The sequence below is a fragment of the Arthrobacter methylotrophus genome, assembly GCF_039539965.1.
Taxonomy (GTDB): domain Bacteria; phylum Actinomycetota; class Actinomycetes; order Actinomycetales; family Micrococcaceae; genus Arthrobacter; species Arthrobacter methylotrophus.
This window is the reverse complement of the sequence record NZ_BAABED010000001.1, coordinates 74,504-96,873: the sequence shown is the minus strand read 5'-3', so window position 1 is coordinate 96,873 and position 22,370 is coordinate 74,504. Positions and strand designations below refer to the sequence as shown.

The 22,370-nt window shown below is 61.3% G+C and carries 18 protein-coding genes and 1 pseudogene; 6 read left to right on the top strand and 13 right to left on the bottom strand.

Going from position 1 to position 22,370, the window contains the following annotated elements:
• Nucleotides 1–68: 68 nt before the first annotated feature.
• Nucleotides 69–1,190, bottom strand: coding sequence for a transaldolase (gene tal, locus ABD884_RS00470; RefSeq protein WP_345033427.1), 1,122 nt, complete (start codon nucleotides 1,188–1,190; stop codon nucleotides 69–71).
• Between the two features lie 101 nt (nucleotides 1,191–1,291).
• Nucleotides 1,292–3,448 carry a transketolase gene (gene tkt / locus ABD884_RS00465; protein WP_425548237.1) on the bottom strand — a complete coding sequence of 719 codons (2,157 nt, stop codon included), beginning with the start codon at nucleotides 3,446–3,448 and terminating at the stop codon, nucleotides 1,292–1,294.
• A gap of 163 nt (nucleotides 3,449–3,611) precedes the next feature.
• Between tkt and ABD884_RS00460 the strand changes: the two genes are divergently transcribed.
• Complete coding sequence (locus ABD884_RS00460) at nucleotides 3,612–4,931, top strand: helix-turn-helix transcriptional regulator (RefSeq protein ID WP_345033424.1); 1,320 nt, start codon at nucleotides 3,612–3,614, stop codon at nucleotides 4,929–4,931.
• A gap of 83 nt (nucleotides 4,932–5,014) precedes the next feature.
• Here the strand turns inward: ABD884_RS00460 and gnd are convergent, their stop codons facing one another.
• From gnd to ABD884_RS00435, 5 genes and pseudogenes are all read right to left on the bottom strand, one after another.
• On the bottom strand, nucleotides 5,015–5,899 hold the full coding sequence (gnd, locus tag ABD884_RS00455) for a phosphogluconate dehydrogenase (NAD(+)-dependent, decarboxylating) (protein ID WP_345033419.1): 885 nt from the start codon (nucleotides 5,897–5,899) through the stop codon (nucleotides 5,015–5,017).
• 49 nt (nucleotides 5,900–5,948) lie between these two features.
• Nucleotides 5,949–6,614: a DUF5134 domain-containing protein gene (locus ABD884_RS00450; protein WP_345033415.1), complete on the bottom strand. Its 666-nt coding sequence runs from the start codon at nucleotides 6,612–6,614 to the stop codon at nucleotides 5,949–5,951.
• A gap of 161 nt (nucleotides 6,615–6,775) precedes the next feature.
• Nucleotides 6,776–8,715, bottom strand: a pseudogene (locus ABD884_RS00445) (primary-amine oxidase).
• A 593-nt stretch (nucleotides 8,716–9,308) separates the two neighbouring features.
• Nucleotides 9,309–10,961, bottom strand: a complete 1,653-nt coding sequence (locus ABD884_RS00440; protein WP_345033409.1) for an APC family permease — start codon at nucleotides 10,959–10,961, stop codon at nucleotides 9,309–9,311.
• Nucleotides 10,958–12,898, bottom strand: a complete 1,941-nt coding sequence (locus ABD884_RS00435; protein ID WP_345033404.1) for a primary-amine oxidase — start codon at nucleotides 12,896–12,898, stop codon at nucleotides 10,958–10,960. Before ABD884_RS00435 ends, ABD884_RS00440 begins: the two co-directional genes overlap by 4 nt.
• 544 nt (nucleotides 12,899–13,442) lie before the next feature.
• Here ABD884_RS00435 and ABD884_RS00430 point away from each other — a divergent pair.
• Nucleotides 13,443–14,915, top strand: coding sequence for an APC family permease (locus ABD884_RS00430; protein WP_345033399.1), 1,473 nt, complete (start codon nucleotides 13,443–13,445; stop codon nucleotides 14,913–14,915).
• Nucleotides 14,912–15,655, top strand: coding sequence for an IclR family transcriptional regulator (locus ABD884_RS00425; protein WP_345033394.1), 744 nt, complete (start codon nucleotides 14,912–14,914; stop codon nucleotides 15,653–15,655). Before ABD884_RS00430 ends, ABD884_RS00425 begins: the two co-directional genes overlap by 4 nt.
• A gap of 209 nt (nucleotides 15,656–15,864) precedes the next feature.
• On the opposite strand, the gene ABD884_RS00420 is transcribed toward ABD884_RS00425, so the two are convergent.
• From ABD884_RS00420 to hxlB, 6 genes are all read right to left on the bottom strand, one after another.
• Complete coding sequence (locus tag ABD884_RS00420; RefSeq protein WP_345033393.1) at nucleotides 15,865–16,857, bottom strand: glucose-6-phosphate dehydrogenase assembly protein OpcA; 993 nt, start codon at nucleotides 16,855–16,857, stop codon at nucleotides 15,865–15,867.
• Nucleotides 16,854–18,410, bottom strand: a complete 1,557-nt coding sequence (gene zwf, locus ABD884_RS00415) for a glucose-6-phosphate dehydrogenase (RefSeq protein ID WP_345033383.1) — start codon at nucleotides 18,408–18,410, stop codon at nucleotides 16,854–16,856. Before zwf ends, ABD884_RS00420 begins: the two co-directional genes overlap by 4 nt.
• A gap of 45 nt (nucleotides 18,411–18,455) precedes the next feature.
• Nucleotides 18,456–18,671: a hypothetical protein gene (locus tag ABD884_RS00410; protein ID WP_345033375.1), complete on the bottom strand. Its 216-nt coding sequence runs from the start codon at nucleotides 18,669–18,671 to the stop codon at nucleotides 18,456–18,458.
• A gap of 71 nt (nucleotides 18,672–18,742) precedes the next feature.
• Nucleotides 18,743–18,985: a hypothetical protein gene (locus tag ABD884_RS00405; RefSeq protein WP_345033372.1), complete on the bottom strand. Its 243-nt coding sequence runs from the start codon at nucleotides 18,983–18,985 to the stop codon at nucleotides 18,743–18,745.
• Between the two features lie 74 nt (nucleotides 18,986–19,059).
• A complete protein-coding gene (hxlA, locus tag ABD884_RS00400; RefSeq protein ID WP_345033371.1) occupies nucleotides 19,060–19,683 on the bottom strand; it encodes a 3-hexulose-6-phosphate synthase in 624 nt (207 codons plus the stop codon).
• A gap of 119 nt (nucleotides 19,684–19,802) precedes the next feature.
• The gene (gene hxlB / locus ABD884_RS00395; protein ID WP_345033365.1) at nucleotides 19,803–20,402 is read right to left on the bottom strand and encodes a 6-phospho-3-hexuloisomerase; all 600 of its coding nucleotides are present in this window, start codon (nucleotides 20,400–20,402) and stop codon (nucleotides 19,803–19,805) included.
• Between the two features lie 246 nt (nucleotides 20,403–20,648).
• On the opposite strand from hxlB, the gene ABD884_RS00390 reads away from it, so the two are divergent.
• Genes ABD884_RS00390 through ABD884_RS00380 form a run of 3 tightly spaced genes read left to right on the top strand, consistent with a single transcriptional unit; the run spans nucleotide 20,649 to nucleotide 22,302 of the window.
• On the top strand, nucleotides 20,649–21,410 hold the full coding sequence (locus ABD884_RS00390; RefSeq protein ID WP_345033361.1) for a FadR/GntR family transcriptional regulator: 762 nt from the start codon (nucleotides 20,649–20,651) through the stop codon (nucleotides 21,408–21,410).
• Nucleotides 21,407–21,598 carry a hypothetical protein gene (locus ABD884_RS00385; protein ID WP_345033360.1) on the top strand — a complete coding sequence of 64 codons (192 nt, stop codon included), beginning with the start codon at nucleotides 21,407–21,409 and terminating at the stop codon, nucleotides 21,596–21,598. The genes ABD884_RS00390 and ABD884_RS00385 overlap by 4 nt, the downstream gene beginning before the upstream one ends.
• Entirely contained in the window at nucleotides 21,595–22,302 is a 708-nt protein-coding gene (locus ABD884_RS00380) for a cache domain-containing protein (protein WP_345033358.1), read from the top strand. The genes ABD884_RS00385 and ABD884_RS00380 overlap by 4 nt, the downstream gene beginning before the upstream one ends.
• Nucleotides 22,303–22,370: the final 68 nt, after the last annotated feature.

Below are 22,370 nucleotides of genomic sequence, written 5' to 3'. Positions count from 1 at the left end.
ACTCCGAAGAGTCTCCATGCCTCGGGGCGGGGTGGCGGGCGCAGCAGCGCCTGAACGACACCCGCCGGTCAGTCGGCCTTCCGGGCGGCGGCGAGGGCGCCTTCGACGTCGGCCAGGAGTTCCTTCCAGCTGGCCACGAACTTCTCCAGGCCCTCGGACTCCAGCTGGGCGACGACGTCGTTGTAGGAAATACCCAGGCCCTCCAGTGCGTTCAGGACGCTGTTTGCTTCCTCGTAGGTGCCCGTGATGGTGTCCCCGGTGACCACGCCGTGATCGAAGGTCGCGTCGAGGGTCTTTTCCGGCATGGTGTTCACGACGTCGGCGGCGACCAGCCCGGTCACGTACAGGGTGTCGGGGTAGGCCGGGTCCTTCACACCCGTGGAGGCCCACAGCGGACGCTGCGGGAGCGCACCGGCTTCGGCCAGGACGGCCCAGCGTTCGGTGGAGAACAGCTCTTCGTAGACCTGGTACGCGAGCCGGGCGTTGGCCACGCCTGCCTTGCCCTTGAGGGCCTTGGCTTCCTCGGTGCCCAGGGCGTCCAGGCGCTTGTCGATCTCGGAATCCACGCGGGAGACGAAGAAGGACGCCACGGAGTGGATCCGGGAGAGATCGTACCCGTTTTCCTTCGCCAGCTTCAGGCCGGACTGGAAAGCGTTGATGACGGCCCGGTAGCGTTCCAGGGAGAAGATCAGGGTCACGTTGACGCTGATGCCCTCGGCCAGGACCGCGGTGATGGCCTGGAGGCCTTCCAGGGTTGCCGGGATCTTGATCAGGACATTGTCCTTCTCGACCTTCTTGTAAAGCTCCTTGGCCTCGGCGATGGTGCCTTCGGTGTCCCACGCCAGGCGGGGATCCACCTCGATGGAGACCCGGCCGTCCACGCCCTTGGTCGCGGCGGCGACCGGGGCGAACAGATCGCAGGCATCGGCAACATCGGTGGTGGTGATCTCGAAGATCGTCTCCTCGACGCCGGCACCCTTCGCGGCGAGCCCGGCGATCACGGCGTCGTAGTCGCTGCCGGAAGTGATCGCGGCCTGGAAAATCGACGGGTTGGTGGTCACGCCGACAACGTTCTTCTCGTCGATGAGCTTCTGCAGGCTGCCGCTGGAAAGACGTTCCCGTGAAAGGTCATCCAACCAGATGGACACGCCGGCGGCGGAAAGCTGTGCGGTGGGTGTTGCATCGGTCATGGCTTCTGTTTCTTCCTTCGAAATTGATGGCAGCTTGCGATGGCGCCGCGGAATGCCTTTCGGGCACTCCGCGGCGCCGGACGCCGTGCAGTGGGGGGGTGTTAGTTGCCTGCCGCGGCGAGGGAGTCCTTCGCGGCGGCAGCGACTGCTTCTGCCGTGATGCCGAACTCCTGGAACAGGCGCTGGTAGTCCGCCGAGGCACCGAAGTGCTCCAGGCTGACGGAACGGCCGGCGTCACCGACGAATTCCTTCCAGCCCAGGGCAAGGCCTGCCTCGACCGAGACACGGGCCTTCACAGCGGCCGGGAGCACCGACTCACGGTACGCGGCGTCCTGCTTGTTGAACCACTCCACACACGGCATGGAGACAACACGGGCAGCGATACCCTCGCCCTGAAGCGCTTCGCGGGCCTTCACAGCGAGCTGGACCTCCGAACCCGTGGCGATCAGCAGCACCTGCGCCGGGACCGTGGCACCATCCCTGGATGCCTCGGCCAGGACGTACCCGCCCTTCGCGACCCCGGCCGGGGAGCCGAACGTGTCACCGTTCGCGGCTCCTTCGCCGCGGGCATAGGTGGGGATGTTCTGACGGGTCAACACGATACCGGCCGGGTTCTCGTGGTTCTCCAACATGGTCTTCCACGCTACACCCACCTCGTTCGCGTCACCGGGACGGACCACGTCCAGGCCCGGAATAGCGCGCAGGGTAGCGAGCTGTTCCACCGGCTGGTGGGTCGGGCCGTCCTCGCCCAGACCGATCGAATCATGGGACCACACATAGATCGACGGGACACCCATCAGGGCACCGAGACGGATCGCCGGCTTCTGGTAATCGGAGAAGATCAGGAACGTACCCGAGAACGCCCGCGTCCGGCCATGCAGGGAGATGCCGTTCACGATCGAGGCCGCAGCATGCTCGCGGATACCGAAGTGCAGCACCCGCCCGTACGGGTTGCCCTTCCACGCTCCCGTGGAACGGGAAGCCGGAATGAACGACGGCGAACCCTCGATCGTGGTGTTGTTGGACTCGGCAAGGTCCGCCGAACCGCCCCACAGCTCCGGAAGAACCGGACCGATCGCGTTCAGGACCTTCCCGGACGCGGCCCGGGTCGAGACATCCTTGCCCGCTTCGAACACCGGCAGCGCGGCATCGAGCCCGACCGGAAGCTTCTTAGCCTCGATCCGCTCCAGCAACGCAGCACCCTCGGGGTTCGCGGTCTGCCACGCACTGAAAGCCTCATCCCACTGCCCACGAACAGCCGCGCCGCGCTCAACAACCTTACGGGCGTGTGCCAGGACGTCCTGGTCAACCTCGAAGGACCTGGCCGGGTCAAAGCCCAGAACCTCCTTCAGGGCCGCGACTTCCTCGGCACCCAGGGCCGAACCGTGGATCTTGCCCGTGTTCTGCTTCTTCGGCGCCGGGTAACCGATAATGGTCCGCAGCGAAATGATCGAGGGCTTGGAAGTCTCCGCCTTCGCGGCCAGCAAAGCCGAGTACAGCTCCTGGACATCCTCGACGTATTCACCCGTCCGGGTCCAGTCCACCCGCTGCGTGTGCCAGCCATACGCCTCGTAACGCTTGAGCACGTCCTCGGTGAACGCGATGTCCGTGTCATCCTCGATCGAAATGTGGTTCTCGTCGTAAACCACCACAAGATTGCCCAGCTCCTGGTGCCCGGCCAGGGAAGAAGCCTCCGAAGTCACGCCTTCCTGAATATCGCCATCGGAAGCAATGACCCAGATCGTGTGGTCGAACGGGCTCTCACCGGCAGGAGCATCGGCATCGAACAAACCCCGCATCCGGCGCTGGGAATACGCAAAGCCCACCGAGGACGCCAGACCCTGACCCAACGGACCCGTAGTGATCTCCACACCCGCGGTGTGCTTGTATTCCGGGTGCCCCGGAGTCAACGAACCCCACGTACGCAACGCCTTAAGATCATCCAGCTCCAGACCATAACCGGAAAGAAACAACTGAATATACAAAGTCAACGACGAGTGCCCCGGAGACAGAATGAACCGGTCACGACCCAGCCAAGCAGGATCACGCGGGTCATGACGCATCAACTTCTGGAAAAGAAGATACGCAGCCGGCGCCAAGCTCATCGCCGTGCCCGGATGACCATTACCGACCTTCTCCACCGCATCAGCAGCCAAAACCCGGGCGGTATCCACCGCAAGCCGGTCCTCGGACGTCCAGTCAAGCGTCCCTGCCTCAGGATCTAACAAGCCACGCACCGCATTTGCTGTCGGATTCACGATTAATCCCTTTCGATTGGCTCACCGGCCCGTAACGGCCGAACGGATGCTTCTATTGATACCCATAATCCCGAATCAAACGGGTAGGCGAAACACTGATTTCTGACGGTTATTACTACACTTAAGTATTGAATGGATGATTTCACCCCGATAGACTGCCCAGATGAGCGCAGCAACCGACCAACCGTTGAACGACTTCACCACCTCCGTTTCAGACCTGCCGTGGCCGCTTTTGCAGGCCCTAGCAGAATTGGCCGACGCGCCCCTCACCCAGATAGCGGATCGACTACGTGATGCCACCCTCCCCTACCTGGGAAGCAGCGCGCTGGTCATCTTCACCGAAGACTGCACGGGCCGGCCACAGAAGAAAGCGGGCGAGGAAGACATCATTTCCCGGGTCTCGATCGCCGAGCTTGACGCGCTTCGCGCCGCCCTTTCGGATGAGACACCCTGGTTCGGAGAAGCCGAGATCGGCGGCAAACCCCGCCCCGTGCTCGCCGTGACGTACGCCCCCAGCCACGCTCTCCTTGTCCTCACGGATCCGCAGGCGGCACCGGGCCAGAAAGATCCCGCGCAAACGGACCGGCTGGATGTGGTGACATATCTGTGGCGCATCGCCGCCCGGCGGATCCAGGAAAAAGTGGCCGACGCGCCGCCGTCGTACCTTTTGGAATCGCGGGCAGCCTCAGCTGAACGCGTCCGCGTGACGGCGGAACTGACCGATCTGCACTCCACAACCTTGGAAACCCTTCTGGCGGCCCTGCGCTCATCTTCCTTGGACGATGCGGCAGCCCGCTCAACCGTCACTGACCTCACTGCCAAGGCCTTGGTGGGGCTCCGCATCCTCAGCGACCGCACAACCGACCTGGTGGAAGAGCCCGTCGCCAACGCTTTCGAACGCCTGCGGGAGGACCTGCGACCTCTCACGCGCTTCAGCGGCATTGAGGTCGAATTCATCGAACCGCCCCTGAATGGACGTGCGCTGCCTGGGGAAGTTGCCCACGCGGCACGGGCCATCGTCCGCGGACTTGCGCTTGCCATGATGGAACAACCAGAGGTCAGCAGAGTCCGGACGCAGTGGGACTGCGACGGCGAAAACCTGCTGATCAACGTACGCGACGACGGCCGCGGCGCACTCACCGCCGACGCACCGAGCATCAGCCGCCTGGACCGCCGGGTCCAGGCGCTCAATGGCCGCCTGCGGATCGACGTCATGCCAGGCTGGGGCGCAGACGTCTTCGTCACGCTCCCACTGGACCTGCCAGTCCGCCCGGCCGGAGATGTCGCCGGATGGAACCTTGCCGCCCGGGAACTCGAAGTCCTCCAGCACCTAGTCGCCGGTCACCGCAACCGCACCATCGCCTTATCCCTGGGCATCAGCGAGAATACGGTCAAATTCCATGTACGGAACCTTTTCAGGAAGCTCGACGTCGGCTCACGCACCGAGGCGATCGCCCTGGCACACAGCCACGGACTCCGATGACGGGCTAACGCCCGACAGGACCGGGGAACCCGGTGCGTGCGGATTTTGGCAATCTGGGAATCGCCGGAGTAGCCGGTGGGTGGCTATTCGGCGGGACGGATTGCGTGGCCACCGAACTGGTGGCGAAGCGCAGATACCATCTTCATCGCTGGTGAGCTGTCCTCACGCGACGCGAAGCGGGCGAAGAGCGAGGCTGTGATTGCGGGCGCAGGAATGGCGTTGGCAATCGCTTCTTCCACAGTCCACCGGCCTTCACCAGAATCCTCAACGTAGTCGTCGATGTTTTGCAGCCCCGGATCCTCTTCCAAAGCCCTGACCATCAAGTCGAGAAGCCAGGACCGCACCACAGTCCCCTTTTGCCAGGCACGGAAGGTGCCGAACACCTCAGTGATGATGTCTTTGGAGGCGAGCAGCTGGTAGCCCTCGGCGTAGGCTTGCATGAGGCCATACTCGATGCCGTTATGCACCATTTTGGCGTAATGGCCTGCCCCGACTCCGCCAACATGGACGAAGCTGTCCGCCCGCTCACCATCCGGGCGCAGCGCATCAAAGATCGGAAGGGCGCGTTCGATGTCCGCAGCTTCGCCCCCGACCATCAGGCCGTAGCCGTTCTGTAGGCCCCAGACTCCACCGGACACACCGCAGTCCACGAAGCGGATCCCCTTGGCCGTCAGCAGTTCACTGTGCTTCTGGTCCTCAGTGAACCGGGAGTTGCCGCCGTCGATCACGAGGTCGCCGGGCTCAAGTTTTTCACCAAGCTCGGTAATGACAGCGCTGGCGGTGCTACCGGCAGGGACCATGACCCAGATAATCCGGGGCGCGGGCACTTTGTCCAGGAGTCTGTCGATCGAGGCTACATCGGTGACCTCCGAGTTGCGGTCGTAGCCGGTAACTCCCACTCCACCCTTGCGCAGCCTTTCGCGCATGTTGAAACCCATTTTTCCAAGGCCGATCAGTCCGATGTGCATCGGGGACTCCTTCTTGTAGCTCTAGGGGCACGGCTCCATGGTCGGGAGATCATGCGGACATGGTGGCGAACATGAGGGCCATGGTGGTGGCGCCGAGGGCTTCGAGTCCGTGGTTTGTGCGGGTGTGGGGTGGTGGGGTTGTTTTGGGGTGGTGGGTGGTTTTTTGTCGTCGGGCACGCAGTAGGAGGATGAGGAATATTACTGCTGCGGCTGTGAAGAATGTTGCCGGGAGGATCGCCAGTGCCGGTGAGTGATCGAGTGTTGGGGTTGCCGGGCTGTGGGGCGTTGCTGTCATGGTGTGGTGGGTGGCTGGCATGGGCATTGTCATTGTCTGTGCGGGGGTGGTTCCCGGGGCGGGGGTGGTTCCTTGGCTCATCATGGCGATCATGAGGGCTGCGCCGGCCATGGTGAGGGCGTGGTAGGCGCATTTGAGCTGGCCTTGGGCGGTGGTGCAGAGTGTTTTGAATTCGGGCCGGGCGACGGCTTGTATGGCGAACCAGAGGGCTGCGGCGGCCAGGACGGCGATCTGGGCCAGCATGGTGGTGGGGGCGAGGTTCCAGAGCATGGCGGCCATCAGGATGTTCATGAGGGCGTGGAGGATGTTGTTGACCCGGTCCGTGTGTTGGCGGGACCGTGCCGCTTGCAGGGCGTGGTAGCTTCCGCCCAGGAGCAGGGCGGCGGTGAGGGTCCAGGTAATTGCGGGGATGTTGAACACGCGGATCACGCTCTCGCTGCTGGGTTTGGGTGGGGTATGGGTTCAGTCCCCGGTGCGGATGTGGACAGCACCGGGGACTGAAGATCGGGGTGGAAAAAGGGGTGTGGTCCCCGGTGCGGATGCGGACGGCACCGGGGACCACGGTTATTGCTTGCTTGCCTTTATTGTTCGTTTCCTGTGCTGCAGTGCCCGCCGTTGGTGCCCCGGGTTTCGGTGGGGAGGTTCAGGGTGGGGTTTTGGTTGAAGAAGCCGTGGGGTTCGAGCATGAAGCCGATGTTCTGGCGGGGCATGACGGGCCAGTCTTCGAGACGGACGACGTGGTGCATGCCGAAGGTGTACCAGACCACGAGGTCCTGGTCCACGATGTTCCGGTCCTTTTCGGTCCAGACGTGCAGGCCGTCATCGGCGCCGGTGGACTGGTTCGGGAACTCCCCGGCGGCGAAGCGCTCGGTCCGGTCGTAAGCGGTGACCCAGAGGTTGTTCCGGGCGAACTGGGCACGTTTGGAGACGTAGGACTCGTCCCCGGCCGCGAGCTGGATACCATCGGTGGGGATCAACCGGTACGCGACCGGTTCATCCACGATGTTCCTGCTCTCGTGGTTGACGACCTTCCAGAACCGGTGCTTGCCCGAATCGGTCTTACGGATCGCGGCTTTCTCGGTCTCCAGCAAACGATCCACGGCCATGAACGCGGTATGGGTGGGGTTCTCCGGGGGATTTCCATGTCCACTTCGTAAACGGCGTTCTTCAGACCATCAAGCTCGAAGTCCATCCGGACGTTGAACATGTGCTGGTGGATCGGGGCGTACAGGCCATCGTTGTTCAGGGACTGACCGTACGGGCTCTTCTCACCAGGCTTCTGCCCGGCAGTGGAAAGAATACCGGTGGCCTTGACCAGGAACTCGATGCTCCCGTCAAGGAAAAGGTGCCAGTAGAACGCGTACTCATAGTTCGCGACCGTAGCAATGAAGGAAATCACCAGCTTCCGGCTGCGCCGGGTCTCGGTGGTGCCCTCACGGAAATCGAAGTGCTTCCACAAAATGGAATCGTCTTCCTCATGCATGCAGATCGCGTTCTCGATCGTCCACGGGTTACCGAGGCTGTCCACGCTATGACCATCGAAGTACTTGATCTCACCCAGGCAGTCACAACCCAACGTCAGGGAGTTGGCCATGTTACCGATGTTGTACTCACCGGAATCAAACGCGTTCTTCTTCGCCTGCACCGGGGCCGTATCACCATAAGGAACAACCATTTCCGACAACGAAGCCCGGTTGATCACCGGACGCTCAACACCCTGATCCCGGAACTTGAGCTGGTGCAGGACCAGACCCTCACGCGGGGTGAAACCAACCCGGAAAGACCAATCAGCCCACTGCACATGATTACCCGTCACCGTGAACGACGCACCCTCGGGCTGGGTGATCTCAATGGGTTTGAGGTCCGTACGGGCCGGACCGACGTACTTGGGCAGGTAATTACCCGAAGCGGCCGGAACCGGGATCGCCTGGTCATCCTCAAGCTTGACGACCTCCCCGGAATTCAAGTCCACGATCACAATGAAATTCTCGATCGGGTGCGCGTACGGGCTATCGTCCGCCTCGTCCCGAACAAAAACCAGGGCACGCATCAAACGCCGGCCCTCATCATCCTCACCGAAATAACCCACGGACCACGGCTCGAAACACACCAAGGACATATCCGTGATCCCGCGCTTGGCCAAAGCAGCCTGAACCTCGGGATTCTTCCGGCAACTCTCCTCACCCTCGGCGAACTCATCCACCATGAACGGCGGCTGAACACCGGCAGCAAGCTGCCTCCACGCATCCACCGTGCCCGTCTCAAGACTCACGACCGCCTCGAACGCACGCCCCTGAGCCCGGTCCACCAGAACCGCGTCCGCCTCACGCGCCACCTGCACACCATTACGCAAATCCGCCTTGGACGGCTCACGCAACTCAACACTGATAAAACGGAACGACTCCCCCGCAGCCGGGCCCTCCTTCAAAATCGAAACCGCACGGGAAATCTCCACCCGCGACAACGGATCCAACGGATGCGCCGTCCCAACAACGGCTTGAGCTTCACTGCTGATAGTCATGATTATCTCCTTGATTGGTCCTGTTCAGGATGAGGATCCCCAAGGCCCGGGCGTCATCAAACACCGCCCCGCGTCATACGCATGTATTCCCGTAGGGGGCAATAGGCACAAATGTCCGTGGATTCTCAGGAATGTCCGTCTTTGTTAGAAGCGCTCATCCTTGGTGCAAATGTGGCTGTGCTGAAGATCCCCCCGGGAAACCCAGGTGGGGCCGGAGGGGGACCCTCCGCAAATCCGGCATCCTCTTCTAGAGCGTCGACCGGGCTCTGCTCCGAGCCCTGCCGATGTGATGCCGGTCACCGCTTCCTTTCACGTAGCAAAACTACGGCAGTGAATTCATTTAGGCGAGTCATTCATAAAGATTTCACTGAGAAATTCCGGACCACGTTTTCCCACTGCAGTTAACATGTTGGAAACATTCGGAAACATGACAGCGGCTATCGCAGACGGCCCGGGAATGCTAAGGGTAGTGGCGGGTTCGGTAATTACGGGGACCGTAATATGCGGATCACCCACTCACTGCCGGATTGAGGGTTGGGTAGGGGTTCGGTTCCCGGTGCGGTTGCGGGCCGCACCGGGGACCGGCTGTTTCTCTAGCGCAGGTCGTCCTCCCGTTCGAGTTCGCGTTCGAGTTCGAGTTCATCGCTCAGGGTGAGCTTCCCGCGGGTCTCCTGAAGGGCCTTGGCGACACCGAGCTCGACCGGGCTAAGATGCGTGACGTCTTCTTCATCCAGGACCAGGCCGTGGTCGTCAGCGAGGGCAACGTGGCCGATGGTTTCGTACTTGACCGGGTTGGTTTTCCGCAGGTAAAGGGCCTGGCCTGCACCCACGACGAAGAGCCCGACGGTGATGTAAGGGATGAGCTTGAAGAGCAAGGTCGAGGCCGCAGGCCCGGCAGCGGTATCCAGGTTCGTGATCATCATGATGACAACACACACCATTCCCGCTCCACCAAGTATCGGAGCGATCTTGGTGCGCCACATCTTTTCTTCCGGGTGATGGTGTCGGAAGTAGTTGAACACGGCGGCCATGGTGAGGGTCTGCACAATCAGGAGCGAGAAGGTCCCGAGGACAGCCAGAATGGTAAACAGATCCGCGTAGGGGTCCTGATTCAAGAAGAAGAACCCAAGGATCCACGTGATTGCAATGCCTGTCTGGACAAACGACGCGACGTGCGGGGACCCGTGCTTCGCATGGGTCTTGCCAAAGACGCCGGGCAGCACTCCTTCCCGTCCCAGCGAATACATGTACCGTGCCGCGGCGTTATGGAAAGCCATGGCGCAAGCGAAGGATCCGGTCATCATCAGCCATTCCATGGCCAGAACCCACCCGTGGCCGACAAAGACGTCCGTGGGGTGGAAGAACATGTCCAGGGGATTGGCGCTTTGCGCCAAGGCAATGGCTTGCGCGCCACCGTTACCGGCAACAGACATCCAGGAGACAAACGTGTAGAAGACACCGACACCGGTGACCGCGATCATCGTGGCGATAGGGATGATCTTCTTCGGGTTCTTGGATTCCTCCCCGTACATCACCGTCGATTCAAACCCGGTCCAGGACCAGAACGCGATGAACATCGCCAGTCCCGGTGCGGCGACCGACAGGCCGCCTGGCAGGAACACATTTACCGGGTTCAGCGTCTGAGGCATCAGCCCGTCAGGGCCTCCGCCGTGGAAGAGCACACCGAAGGCCATGACGGCCAGAATCCCGATCTCGGTAGCCAGCAGCAACGTCAGGATTTTCGCTGCCATGCTGATCTCAAAGTAAGTCAGCACTCCGATCAGGATCAGACCGGACAGCGCAATGACCACCCAATTCACATCCAGCCCCAGTTGATCCTTGAAAGCCAACTGACCGAAGTAAGCGAAAATACCGATGATGCTGGCCTCAAAGACGATGTAGCTGAAAGTGACCATATAACCGGTCCCCAGACCAAACACACGCCCCAACCCACGGGAAATAAATCCGTAAAACGCCGCCGTCGACGTCACGTAACGGGCCATCGTGACATACGCGACCGCAAAAACCGACAAGATCACCGTCGCCCAGATGTACGTTGCCGGAGTCCCGGTTCCGACGCCATAACCCACCGAAATCGGAACGTTACCGCTCATGACCGTAATCGGTGCAGACGTCGCGACAGCCATGAAAACAACATCCCACAACCCCAGGGTGTTGGCCTTCAACTTACCCGGCTGGGAACCCGACCGGGAAGGAGCGTTCCCCACGGAGCTCTGCCGGCTCATTGTTCGTTTCCTGTGCTGCAGTGCCCGCCGTTGGTGCCCCGGGTTTCGGTGGGGAGGTTCAGGGTGGGGTTTTGGTTGAAGAAGCCGTGGGGTTCGAGCATGAAGCCGATGTTCTGGCGGGGCATGACGGGCCAGTCTTCGAGACGGACGACGTGGTGCATGCCGAAGGTGTACCAGACCACGAGGTCCTGGTCCACGATGTTCCGGTCCTTTTCGGTCCAGACGTGCAGGCCGTCATCGGCGCCGGTGGACTGGTTCGGGAACTCCCCGGCGGCGAAGCGCTCGGTCCGGTCGTAAGCGGTGACCCAGAGGTTGTTCCGGGCGAACTGGGCACGTTTGGAGACGTAGGACTCGTCCCCGGCCGCGAGCTGGATACCATCGGTGGGGATCAACCGGTACGCGACCGGTTCATCCACGATGTTCCTGCTCTCGTGGTTGACGACCTTCCAGAACCGGTGCTTGCCCGAATCGGTCTTACGGATCGCGGCTTTCTCGGTCTCCAGCAAACGATCCACGGCCATGAACGCGGTATGGGTGGGGTTCTCCCGGGGGATTTCCATGTCCACTTCGTAAACGGCGTTCTTCAGACCATCAAGCTCGAAGTCCATCCGGACGTTGAACATGTGCTGGTGGATCGGGGCGTACAGGCCATCGTTGTTCAGGGACTGACCGTACGGGCTCTTCTCACCAGGCTTCTGCCCGGCAGTGGAAAGAATACCGGTGGCCTTGACCAGGAACTCGATGCTCCCGTCAAGGAAAAGGTGCCAGTAGAACGCGTACTCATAGTTCGCGACCGTAGCAATGAAGGAAATCACCAGCTTCCGGCTGCGCCGGGTCTCGGTGGTGCCCTCACGGAAATCGAAGTGCTTCCACAAAATGGAATCGTCTTCCTCATGCATGCAGATCGCGTTCTCGATCGTCCACGGGTTACCGAGGCTGTCCACGCTATGACCATCGAAGTACTTGATCTCACCCAGGCAGTCACAACCCAACGTCAGGGAGTTGGCCATGTTACCGATGTTGTACTCACCGGAATCAAACGCGTTCTTCTTCGCCTGCACCGGGGCCGTATCACCATAAGGAACAACCATTTCCGACAACGAAGCCCGGTTGATCACCGGACGCTCAACACCCTGATCCCGGAACTTGAGCTGGTGCAGGACCAGACCCTCACGCGGGGTGAAACCAACCCGGAAAGACCAATCAGCCCACTGCACATGATTACCCGTCACCGTGAACGACGCACCCTCGGGCTGGGTGATCTCAATGGGTTTGAGGTCCGTACGGGCCGGACCGACGTACTTGGGCAGGTAATTACCCGAAGCGGCCGGAACCGGGATCGCCTGGTCATCCTCAAGCTTGACGACCTCCCCGGAATTCAAGTCCACGATCACAATGAAATTCTCGATCGGGTGCGCGTACGGGCTATCGTCCGCCTCGTCCCGAACAAAAACCAGGGCACGCATCAAACGCCGGCCCTCATCATCCTCACCGAAATAACCCACGGACCACGGCTCGAAACACACCAAGGACATATCCGTGATCCCGCGCTTGGCCAAAGCAGCCTGAACCTCGGGATTCTTCCGGCAACTCTCCTCACCCTCGGCGAACTCATCCACCATGAACGGCGGCTGAACACCGGCAGCAAGCTGCCTCCACGCATCCACCGTGCCCGTCTCAAGACTCACGACCGCCTCGAACGCACGCCCCTGAGCCCGGTCCACCAGAACCGCGTCCGCCTCACGCGCCACCTGCACACCATTACGCAAATCCGCCTTGGACGGCTCACGCAACTCAACACTGATAAAACGGAACGACTCCCCCGCAGCCGGGCCCTCCTTCAAAATCGAAACCGCACGGGAAATCTCCACCCGCGACAACGGATCCAACGGATGCGCCGTCCCAACAACGGCTTGAGCTTCACTGCTGATAGTCATGATTATCTCCTTGATTGGTCCTGTTCAGGATGAGGATCCCCAAGGCCCGGGCGTCATCAAACACCGCCCCGCGTCATACGCATGTATTCCCGTAGGGGGCAATAGGCACAAATGTCCGTGGATTCTCAGGAATGTCCGTCTTTGTTAGAAGCGCTCATCCTTGGTGCAAATGTGGCTGTGCTGAAGATCCCCCCGGGAAACCCAGGTGGGGCCGGAGGGGGACCCTCCGCAAATCCGGCATCCTCTTCTAGAGCGTCGACCGGGCTCTGCTCCGAGCCCTGCCGATGTGATGCCGGTCACCGCTTCCTTTCACGTAGCAAAACTACGGCAGTGAATTCATTTAGGCGAGTCATTCATAAAGATTTCACTGAGAAATTCCGGACCACGTTTTCCCACTGCAGTTAACATGTTGGAAACATTCGGAAACATGACAGCGGCTATCGCAGACGGCCCGGGAATGCTAATGTTCTGCACCTCGGGCCGATTACTTGCGTCCCCTCAGAAGCAACACGAGCGTGCCCATCGGACGGAAAGTTGGTAAATAGTGTCTGCCCGCGGTGACCGCTTCATTACTCCCCGCTCCCCGGTAGAGGGCCTGAGGCGCCGTAAGCTTTCCTTCTTGCCCGTCTTCGCGCAGGCCGTAGCCGGGGTGGCGCCGGCGGGTGCAATGTCCGTCATTCCGGCTCTTGTGTTTCCGGGTCTTGTCTTTGGATCAACCGGACCGAACCTTGTGCTGACATTCGGGGCGGCCATGGCGGTCATGGTCCTGGTTTCCTTCTGTCTGAGACCGATGGCAAAGCGCATGGCTGCCGTCAGCGGCCTCTACAGCTACACAGCCAAGGGACTTGGCCAACGGACGGCAATCACCGCTGGCTGGTCGGCCATGTTCGGTTACGGCCTCGTTGCCATGGCCAGCTTGCTGCTTGTGGGCATATATGTCAGTCAGTTATTCCTCAATCTCGGACTCCCCGTCGGGAATCCGAAGGTGTTCGCAGTGCTGGTCATTCTTGCCGCCGCTGCCGCCGCCTGCCTCCTCATGGTGAGGGGGATCCGAATATCGGCGTGGTTCACGCTGTTGATGGAGTCCGTTTCGATCGGAGTCCTCGCCGTCCTCATGATTGTCTACTTCGCCGTCAACGCGCCGAAGGTCAGTCTCGGGAGCGTGCTTGCCTGGAACGGAAATTTTGACTCGTTACCGATCGGAATCGTCGTGGCCATAAGCGCCTTCGTCGGTTTCGAAAGCCCGACCACTCTGGGAGGCGAGGCTCACCGCCCCTTCGTCACCGTCCCACGGGCCATCACGTGGACCCCCATCCTGATGGGCGTGCTTTGTCTTATTGCGGTGACCGCCCAGGACGTCGCCCTTAAAGGGGCACCAGTGAACATCGCAGCCAGCTCAACTCCGTTGTCAGCCCTTTTTTCACAGACTTCTCCGGTATCCGCTGCAGTCCTTGACCTGGGAATCGCAGCGTCGTGGTTTGCGTGTGCGATCGCCTCCGTGAATGCCCTCGCCCGGATATTTTTCTGTATGGGCAGAGAAGGCGTTGCACCACGAATGGTCGGGCGGACCCATCCCGTCTTTCGAACTCCTTCAATGGCAATCATGGTCGTCATGCCGGTGGTTGCCCTCGTTCCCATCGCGGTGGTCATCTCCGATGCCAGTCCTGATCAGAGCCTCGTAAACCTCTTCATGCTGGGCGCCTACGGATATTTGGGTTCCTATTTGCTTGCCAGCGCTTCCCTGCCCTTCTTCCTGCGCCGGATAGGAGAGAACACCTACGCCAGTTGGATACTGGGAGCCGCAACCTCCCTGACGCTCGGGGCAGTGTTCTGGACGGCTGCGGCGGTATCAATTCACACAGGTAGCCTGCAGGCCGTCATCTACGGCGGTGTCCTCCTCGCCAGCATCCTTTATGCGCTGTTTCTGCGCGTTCGCTTGCCTGGGCGTCTGGCGTCCGTCGGTATCTACGACGAGACGCGGGAATTGGACTTGTTTCAAGGCGGGCCCACCCCATGAACTACAGGCCCACACGTTCCAAGCCCAGCACAGCATCAAACCCGCTCAGGATTCTGGAGATCGTGGCACGGTTCGGCACCGGGACTACCGCGAAAGAGATCACTGATGCTCTGCAAATGCCCCCGGCGACCGCCTACCGGGTTTTGAATGCGCTCGTCGCGGACGAATACCTGGCCCGCACCTCCGACCTCCGCGGATTCGCACTCGGACACGCAATTTCAGGCCTGATTACGGCTGCGACCCCGCCCACCGTTACCACGGCGGCCCGCGCCGTCATAGCTGAATTCCGCCATGGAAACCGCTTCGCAGTGCACCTCATCATGTTCCGGAACGGTTCCCTCAGAATCGCAGATGAAGATCCGGATTACCCGCTCCAACCAGCATTCGAAATGCTCCGGTATCCACACGCTTCCGCCGCAGGGAAACTGATGCTCGCTGAACTCGGCGATTCGACCTCCCCTCCCCGGGGGGAGCCATTGATGAAGCTGACGCAGCACACGATCACAGACAGGGGGCAACTGGAAGAGCAACTCGCGGAAATACGGTTCACAGGCGAGGCATCGGAAATCAACGAATTAGCACAGGGAACCGCCAGCCTGGCACTTCCAGTGAGACTGCCGGACGGGTCGGTCGGCGCAGCCTTCTGCCTCTCGGGCCCCTCGGAACGGTTCCCTGCTATCTGTGAACATGCGGAAGCGGCCCGCGAACTGTCGTCTCGACTAGCACCTCTCCTGTTCTGATTGAAGATCGGAACCTAGCTATCAGGCTCCAGACACCATGAAATGATGGCCGAAGGCGTCGGCGCGGGCCCCCCACCGGGGCTCTTTCGTGGTTCGTCGGGAAATAATCCCCTGCTTCGAGGTCCGCGCGTAAGGGGCACGTCCGTCGAGATAGTCTGCGAACGTGCTTGTAGTTCCGGTCGTTACTGATGCCAGAACCTGGCCGGCGCTTAGACGGCGATCAGTGTCAATTGGTCGTGGTTGCTGCGTGGTTCCGTGCTGCCGGTCAGTGTTATGCGGTTTTCTTGGTGCTGTTTTGAAGTGTCTAGGCTGCGTATGGTTTCGCCGAAGACGTCGTCGGGGTGGAGGCGGCGTAGTTCTTCGGCGAGGCAGTCCCGCAGGCTGCGGTGTGGGAGGGAGATCCGTTGGGCGGGCTGGCCTGGTTGGGTGAGTTCGGCGATGGTCAGGCCTGGGCGGTGCAGCCGGATGTCGCCGGAGGCCAGGGACAGGCGGACGCCTCTGATCCCGTGGTTGGTGGGGTCCGCGACGATCGTGACGGGGGCGTCCAGGGCCCGGTGGAGCCAGGCGGCCAGCAGCATGGTGCTGGGTGAATCGGAGGCGCCCTCGACCTCGATCGCCGTGACGGACCATGCATCTACTTGGTCCAGGGCGGCGGCGAGTTGGATGCGCCAGTTGCTCAGGCGTGTCCAGGCGAGGTCGGTGTCTCCTGCCCGGTAGGTTTCCCGGATCCGGGCCAGTGCTGCTGCGGGGTCGGGTTCGTTGGCGGAGTCGGTGATCCGGCGGTGCGCGATGCGTCCGATGGAGGTCTCGCAGGCGTTCTCGGGGGCGCCGTTCGGCCACCAGGCCACGATGGGTGCGTCGGGCAGGAGCAGGGCCGCGACGAGGGATTCGCTTTCCTTGGCGAGTTCCCCGTAGCCGCGCAGCACGATGACTTCCGAGGCCCCGGCGTCCCCGCCGACCCGGATCTGGGCGTCGAGGCGGGTCGGTGCCTGGGCGCCGGCGTCCGCGAGGACGATGATGCGGCAGGGGTGTTCGCGGCTGGCGTCGTTGGCTGCCTCGATGGCTTCTTCTTCCAGCCCGGATGTGGTCACGACCACCAGGGTCAGGACGCGTCCGAGGGCGATCACGCCTCCTTGCTCGCGCAGGGAGGTGATCTTCTTGGAGATCTTGGAGGTGGTGGTGTCCGGCAGGTCTACGATCATGGCCTTCTCCAGGTTCGTCCGTCGCGGGCAAGCAGCTCATCGGCCGAGGCCGGGCCCCAGCTGCCGGGAGCGTAGGGTTCGGGCTGTTCGTCCAGGGATGCCCAGTAGTCCTCGAACGGGTCAAGGATCTTCCAGGACTCCTCGACTTCGGCGTGCCGCGGGAACAGCGGGGGTTCGCCCAGGAGCACGTCCAGGATGAGCCGTTCGTACGCTTCGGGGCTGGACTCGGTGAAGGAGTGCCCGTAGCCGAAGTCCATGGTCACGTCGCGGACTTCCATCTGCGTGCCCGGGACCTTGGACCCGAACCGGATCGTGGCGCCCTCGTCGGGCTGGACCCGGATCACCACGGCGTTCTGACCGAAGTCATCCTCCCCGTGCCCGCGGAAGAGCAGGTTCGGTGCGCGTTTGAACACCACGGCGATCTCCGTGACCCGGCGCCCGAGGCGTTTACCGGCACGCAGGTAAAACGGTGCCCCGGCCCAGCGCCGGGTATGGATATCCAGGCGGATCGCGGCGAAGGTTTCGGTCTTCGAATCGGCCGGGATGCCGTCCTCGTCCAAATACCCCTGGACCAGTTCCCCGCCTTGCCAGCCGCCGGTGAACTGGCCCCGGGCCGAGTGGGTGGACAGGTCCTCGGGCAGCCTGACCGCGGCCAGGACCTTTTCCTTCTCGGCCCGCAGGTCATCGGCGTTGAAGGAAATCGGCTCTTCCATGGCCGTCAACGCGAGCAACTGCAAAAGGTGGTTCTGGATCACGTCCCGTGCCGCCCCGACGCCGTCGTAATACCCTGCACGGCCCCCCGTGCCGATGTCCTCGGCCATCGTGATCTGGACATGGTCCACATAGTTCGCGTTCCAGAGCGGCTCGAAGAGCTGGTTCGCGAAACGCAGCGCCAGGATGTTCTGCACCGTTTCCTTGCCCAGGTAATGATCGATGCGGAACACCGCGTCCGGCGGGAACACGGACTCCACAATATCGTTCAGCTGCCGGGCGGATTCCAGGTCATGACCGAAGGGCTTCTCGATCACCACCCGCCGCCACTGCCCGTCCCCGGCCCGCGCCAGACCGTGGCGGGAAAGCTGCCGGCAGACCTGCTCGAAGGCCTTGGGCGGAATCGAGAGATAGAACGCATGATTCCCCCGCGTCCCGCGGGTCTCATCCAGCTCATCCAGAGTCTCGGCAAGCCGCCTAAAAGCGTCGTCGTCGTCGAACTCCCCCTGCACGAAACGGATACCCTCGGCAAGCTGGCCCCACACCACCTCATCAAACGGCGTCCGGGAATACGCTTTGACGGCTTCCTTTAGCCCAGCCGCAAAATCCTCATTCTCCCGGTTCTGCCGGGCGAATCCGACCAGCGTGAAGCTTGGCGGCAACAGCCCCCGGTTGGCGAGGTCGTACACGGCGGGCAGGAGTTTCTTACGGGCAAGATCACCGGTGACTCCGAAGAGCACCAGCGATGACGGCCCGGCGATGCGGTTCAGACGGCGGTCCCTCGGGTCCCGGAGGGGGTTATGCCCGGACCTGACACCCGCATCAAGGTAAGTAACAGACATTGTTGCCTTCTAGCTTTTACGAGCGGTGCGGCCATCGACCGACGGTCACGAGAGGATCTGCTCGCGGGTCTCACCAAAGGGAACCGTGTCGCTGAGCGCGAGCGTATATCGATGAGGATCATGGCGGGTGACCAGGATGCCTCGAATTTTTTGGGGTAGCGCTACTTGCCGGAGCATGGCTTCTGCATCGTCGAGCAACTCCTCAAGCCGAGCAGGCTCGGTAACGAGGACTTCCAAATGCTCCGCGGTCTGACCACGCATGCTACAGCTTCCTTCCCAGGGACCAGGGTCCCCCCAAATGTGCCACCCCTCATATGCGGGTGTGGTGTGTCTTAGATCGAATACAGCGTGATGGGATCATCACGAACAAAAAGACGGCGGGAGCCGGTGCCGTTCTCGATGACCCAGAGCAGGTGGCCGTCCTCGGCACGGTCATCGACGAAGGCTATGTACAGGAACGAACCATCGGACCAGACCTCGACACAATTCCCGCGCTGCAGGGAAGCCCATTCCTGGACAGGCTGCTGCTTGGGTACCCTGCGCCTTCCTCCGGCTGTCTTAAGTGTCTGAATCATGCCTGGCCCTTACGCCCAGAGGTGGTGGCGTCCCGCAGCCCTGAGGCCGCGGGACGCCACCGTAACTCGGATGCCTAGACGATCGCGGCGCGCAGTGCCTTGGCTGCCAGGGCCGGGTCGGCCGCACCGTAGATCGCGCCACCGGCGACGGCGACATCAGCGCCGGCCTGCTGCACGGCGGCGATGGTGGACAGGTTCACGCCACCGGCCACGGAGAACGGAACACGCGCTTCGGCTCCGGCACTGAGCAGACCGTTCAGGTCGTAACCGGGCTGAGCCTGCTCGTCCAGGCCCGCGTGCATCTCGACGAACTTCGCACCCAGCGCACGGACTTCCTTCGCACGGCTAACCTTGTCGGCCACACCGATAAGGTCAACCACGATGCCCTTGTTGTGGGCCTTGGCTGCCTTGACCGCACCGGCAATGGTGGAGTCATCAGCGCTACCCAGCACCGTAACCAGGTCCGCGCCGGCCTTGAAAGCGATATCGGCTTCAAGCTCCCCCGCGTCCATGGTCTTCATGTCAGCGAAAACGATCTTGTCCGGGTGGGCTTCCTTCACAGCAGTGACGACAGCAAGCCCGGCAGCCTTGATCAACGGGGTACCCAACTCAATGATGTCCACGTACTCGGCAACCTTGCCGGCCAGTTCGAGAGCGTCTTCGGTCGTGAGGAGGTCCACGGCAACTTGGAGTTTCATGATGATTTTATCTTTCTGTAGGGAACTGCAGAGATGGTGATGGAAAAAACGGGGGCCCCGCTAAACCAGGGACCAGTAACCCGGGGCCAGCCAGACCGGGGCCGGTAACCCGGGGGTGGTTATTCGAGGTTGGCGTGCCTGAGCCACAGCTGTTCAGCCGGTTCGTCGGCGTTTTCCCACAGCGACTGGAACAAAGCCTCGGTAGCCAGGAACAACACCTGCTCGAACAGGGAACCGGAGTACTGGCGCGAAACACTCGAACCGTGATCGGTCTTCTGCGCGGCGGGAATGATCACCAACGCGTCGGCCAGCCCGGCCAGCGGCGATTCCCGATTGGTGGTGAACGCGGCAATACGCGCCCCGGCCTTCGCCGCGGTTTCCGCGGACTTGACCACACCCGAGGTCGTTCCCGACCCCGAAGCCACCAAGAGCAGGTCCCCGGACGCGATTGCCGGAGTAGTGGTATCCCCGGCAATATGGACCGTCAAACCCAAATGCATCAGCCTCATCCCGGCCATGCGCAACACCAGACCGCTCCGGCCCGCCCCGGCGACGAACACCCGGCCCGGCTGGCCAAGATGCCCCGCAAGACCAGCCAACTCCTGCACATCAATCTTGGCCGCCGTGTCCGCGACCTCATCCCTGACAAGCGCCAAATTACGCACAATATCACTCGTAGTGCTATACACCGCACGCGTCGCGTTAGCTGTCGGATTCACGATTTGGTCCCTTCGATTCGGCAAACGGCCATAAAGGCCGAATGGGTCCTTCTGATTGATATCCATGATCTCGAAGCAAACCTGCAGGGGTAACGCTATTTTCTGACGGTTCTAACTACCCTTAAGGATTGGGGTACGCGGAACAGCCTGAGACCCGTCGTCTGGGTACCAGCGAACGCCGCTGCAGTTTGCTATTAGTTAGTTAGTATTGACACATCCCGTAGCCCACTTTCGGAGCGCAGACTTTTGGCCTCGCAAACCTCTTTCCAGTCGCAGATATACCGCTCCCTGCCGGAAATCGAGAGGGCCGACGCGATAGTCGAAAGGATTTCCAAGGCGATCGGGCTAGGTCTGCTCAAAGTAGGTGAACGGCTGCCCCCCGAAGCGACACTCTCTGACATGTTCGGAGTTGGCGGCGCCACCCTTCGCGAAGCTTTGGCGGAGCTTCGCGAACAGGGTGTCGTCGAGACCCGGAGAGGCCGCAGTGGAGGAACCTTCGTCGTGAACCAGCCTCCAGCCCAGACCGACACCATACGGGATTGGTTTCTTTCGACATCTATTTCGGAAATACGCGACATTGGAGACGAGCATTCCGCTATTTCCGCCACGACCGTCCGTCTGGCATGCGAGCGCGCGGAAGCACACGACGTCGATCGTCTTCAGGAACTTGCGCGAGCATTGGTTCTGGCCGCGACTCCGGAAGCGCGAGCACCTGCTGACAGCCGCTTCCACATTGAGTTGGCCGTAGCCGCGCAATCACCGAGGCTTGCGAATGCCGAAATCCGGCTTCAGGAAGAAACAGTTCAACAGCTCTGGACCCCACTCACTGTGGCATTTGATCCGGAGTTGGCAACCGCCGAACATTTGGAATTGGTCCGGGCAATAGCCCAGGACCAACCCGAGAAAGCCCAGAAACTGATACTTGAGCACATCAAGCGGAATATCTTCCACCTCATCGACACGAAACTCACCCTGAGTTACGCTGCATCAAGTCAGGGTGGCCAATGAACCCCTCGCCACAGCATTTTGATCCGGATGCGGAAACCGTTGAACACTTGGGACTGGCCTGGCCGTTTAACTACGGCCAACCCGAGAAAGCCCAGAAACTCGCGTTTGAGAACATCAGACGAAACACCCTCCACCTGATCAGGAAACTCACCTCGTGTTACGCCGAAACAATTCAGGATGGCCAATGAACACCGACTATGAAGTCGCACATGCTGCTAATGTCCTCAGTGCGTGGATAAACGGCGTCTCGACGGAGACCACGGAACTCGTCAGGAACGTTGCCTCGCTCCTTGAGCAGAATCTCGCCGGCAAGTCCAAAGTCGATAAGGCTGCACGGGTAGGACTCGAAGAAGTCGCGCGGGAGTTTTTGGCGAGGAACTCTTTTGCTGTGGGCGCCGGGACATTTTTCGCCGCGGAATCCGTTGAGGCGGGTGGCAGAGCCTTCGAATGGTGGTTCCGCAAGAACTCCGATGGCATGGAAAGGCTGGACGCTGACCGGACCCCGGGCAGTGACCGATATTACGACTATGAGAAGCTACCGTTCTTCTCGACCGCAGCTTCCACAGGTGAGCAGACTCTCTGGGGCCCGTATCTGGACTATCTCGGCTTCGAGGAATACATTCTCTCGTTCACGGAACCGTTTTTCGTCCATGGAAACTTCACAGGGGTTGCGGGATGCGACATTCGGATCAAGGACTTAGAACCCCTCATCATGCCAAACTTGCGCGCGATCCCAAGGGATGCCGCCCTCATCAACGCCAGCAACCGCGTCATTCTCGGCAACTCCGGGAAGTACCTGGTGGGCGAGCGGATCAAGTCTGGAGCTCCAAACCAGCACAGAGTGGCTCTGGACGTTCCCCACTTGGGACTCTCGCTGCTGTACACCACGTAGCCCTCAGCAGATAAAAAGAGGCCTCCTGCCCGGAAACTCCGCGAATCCGGGCAGGAGACCAACGTAAA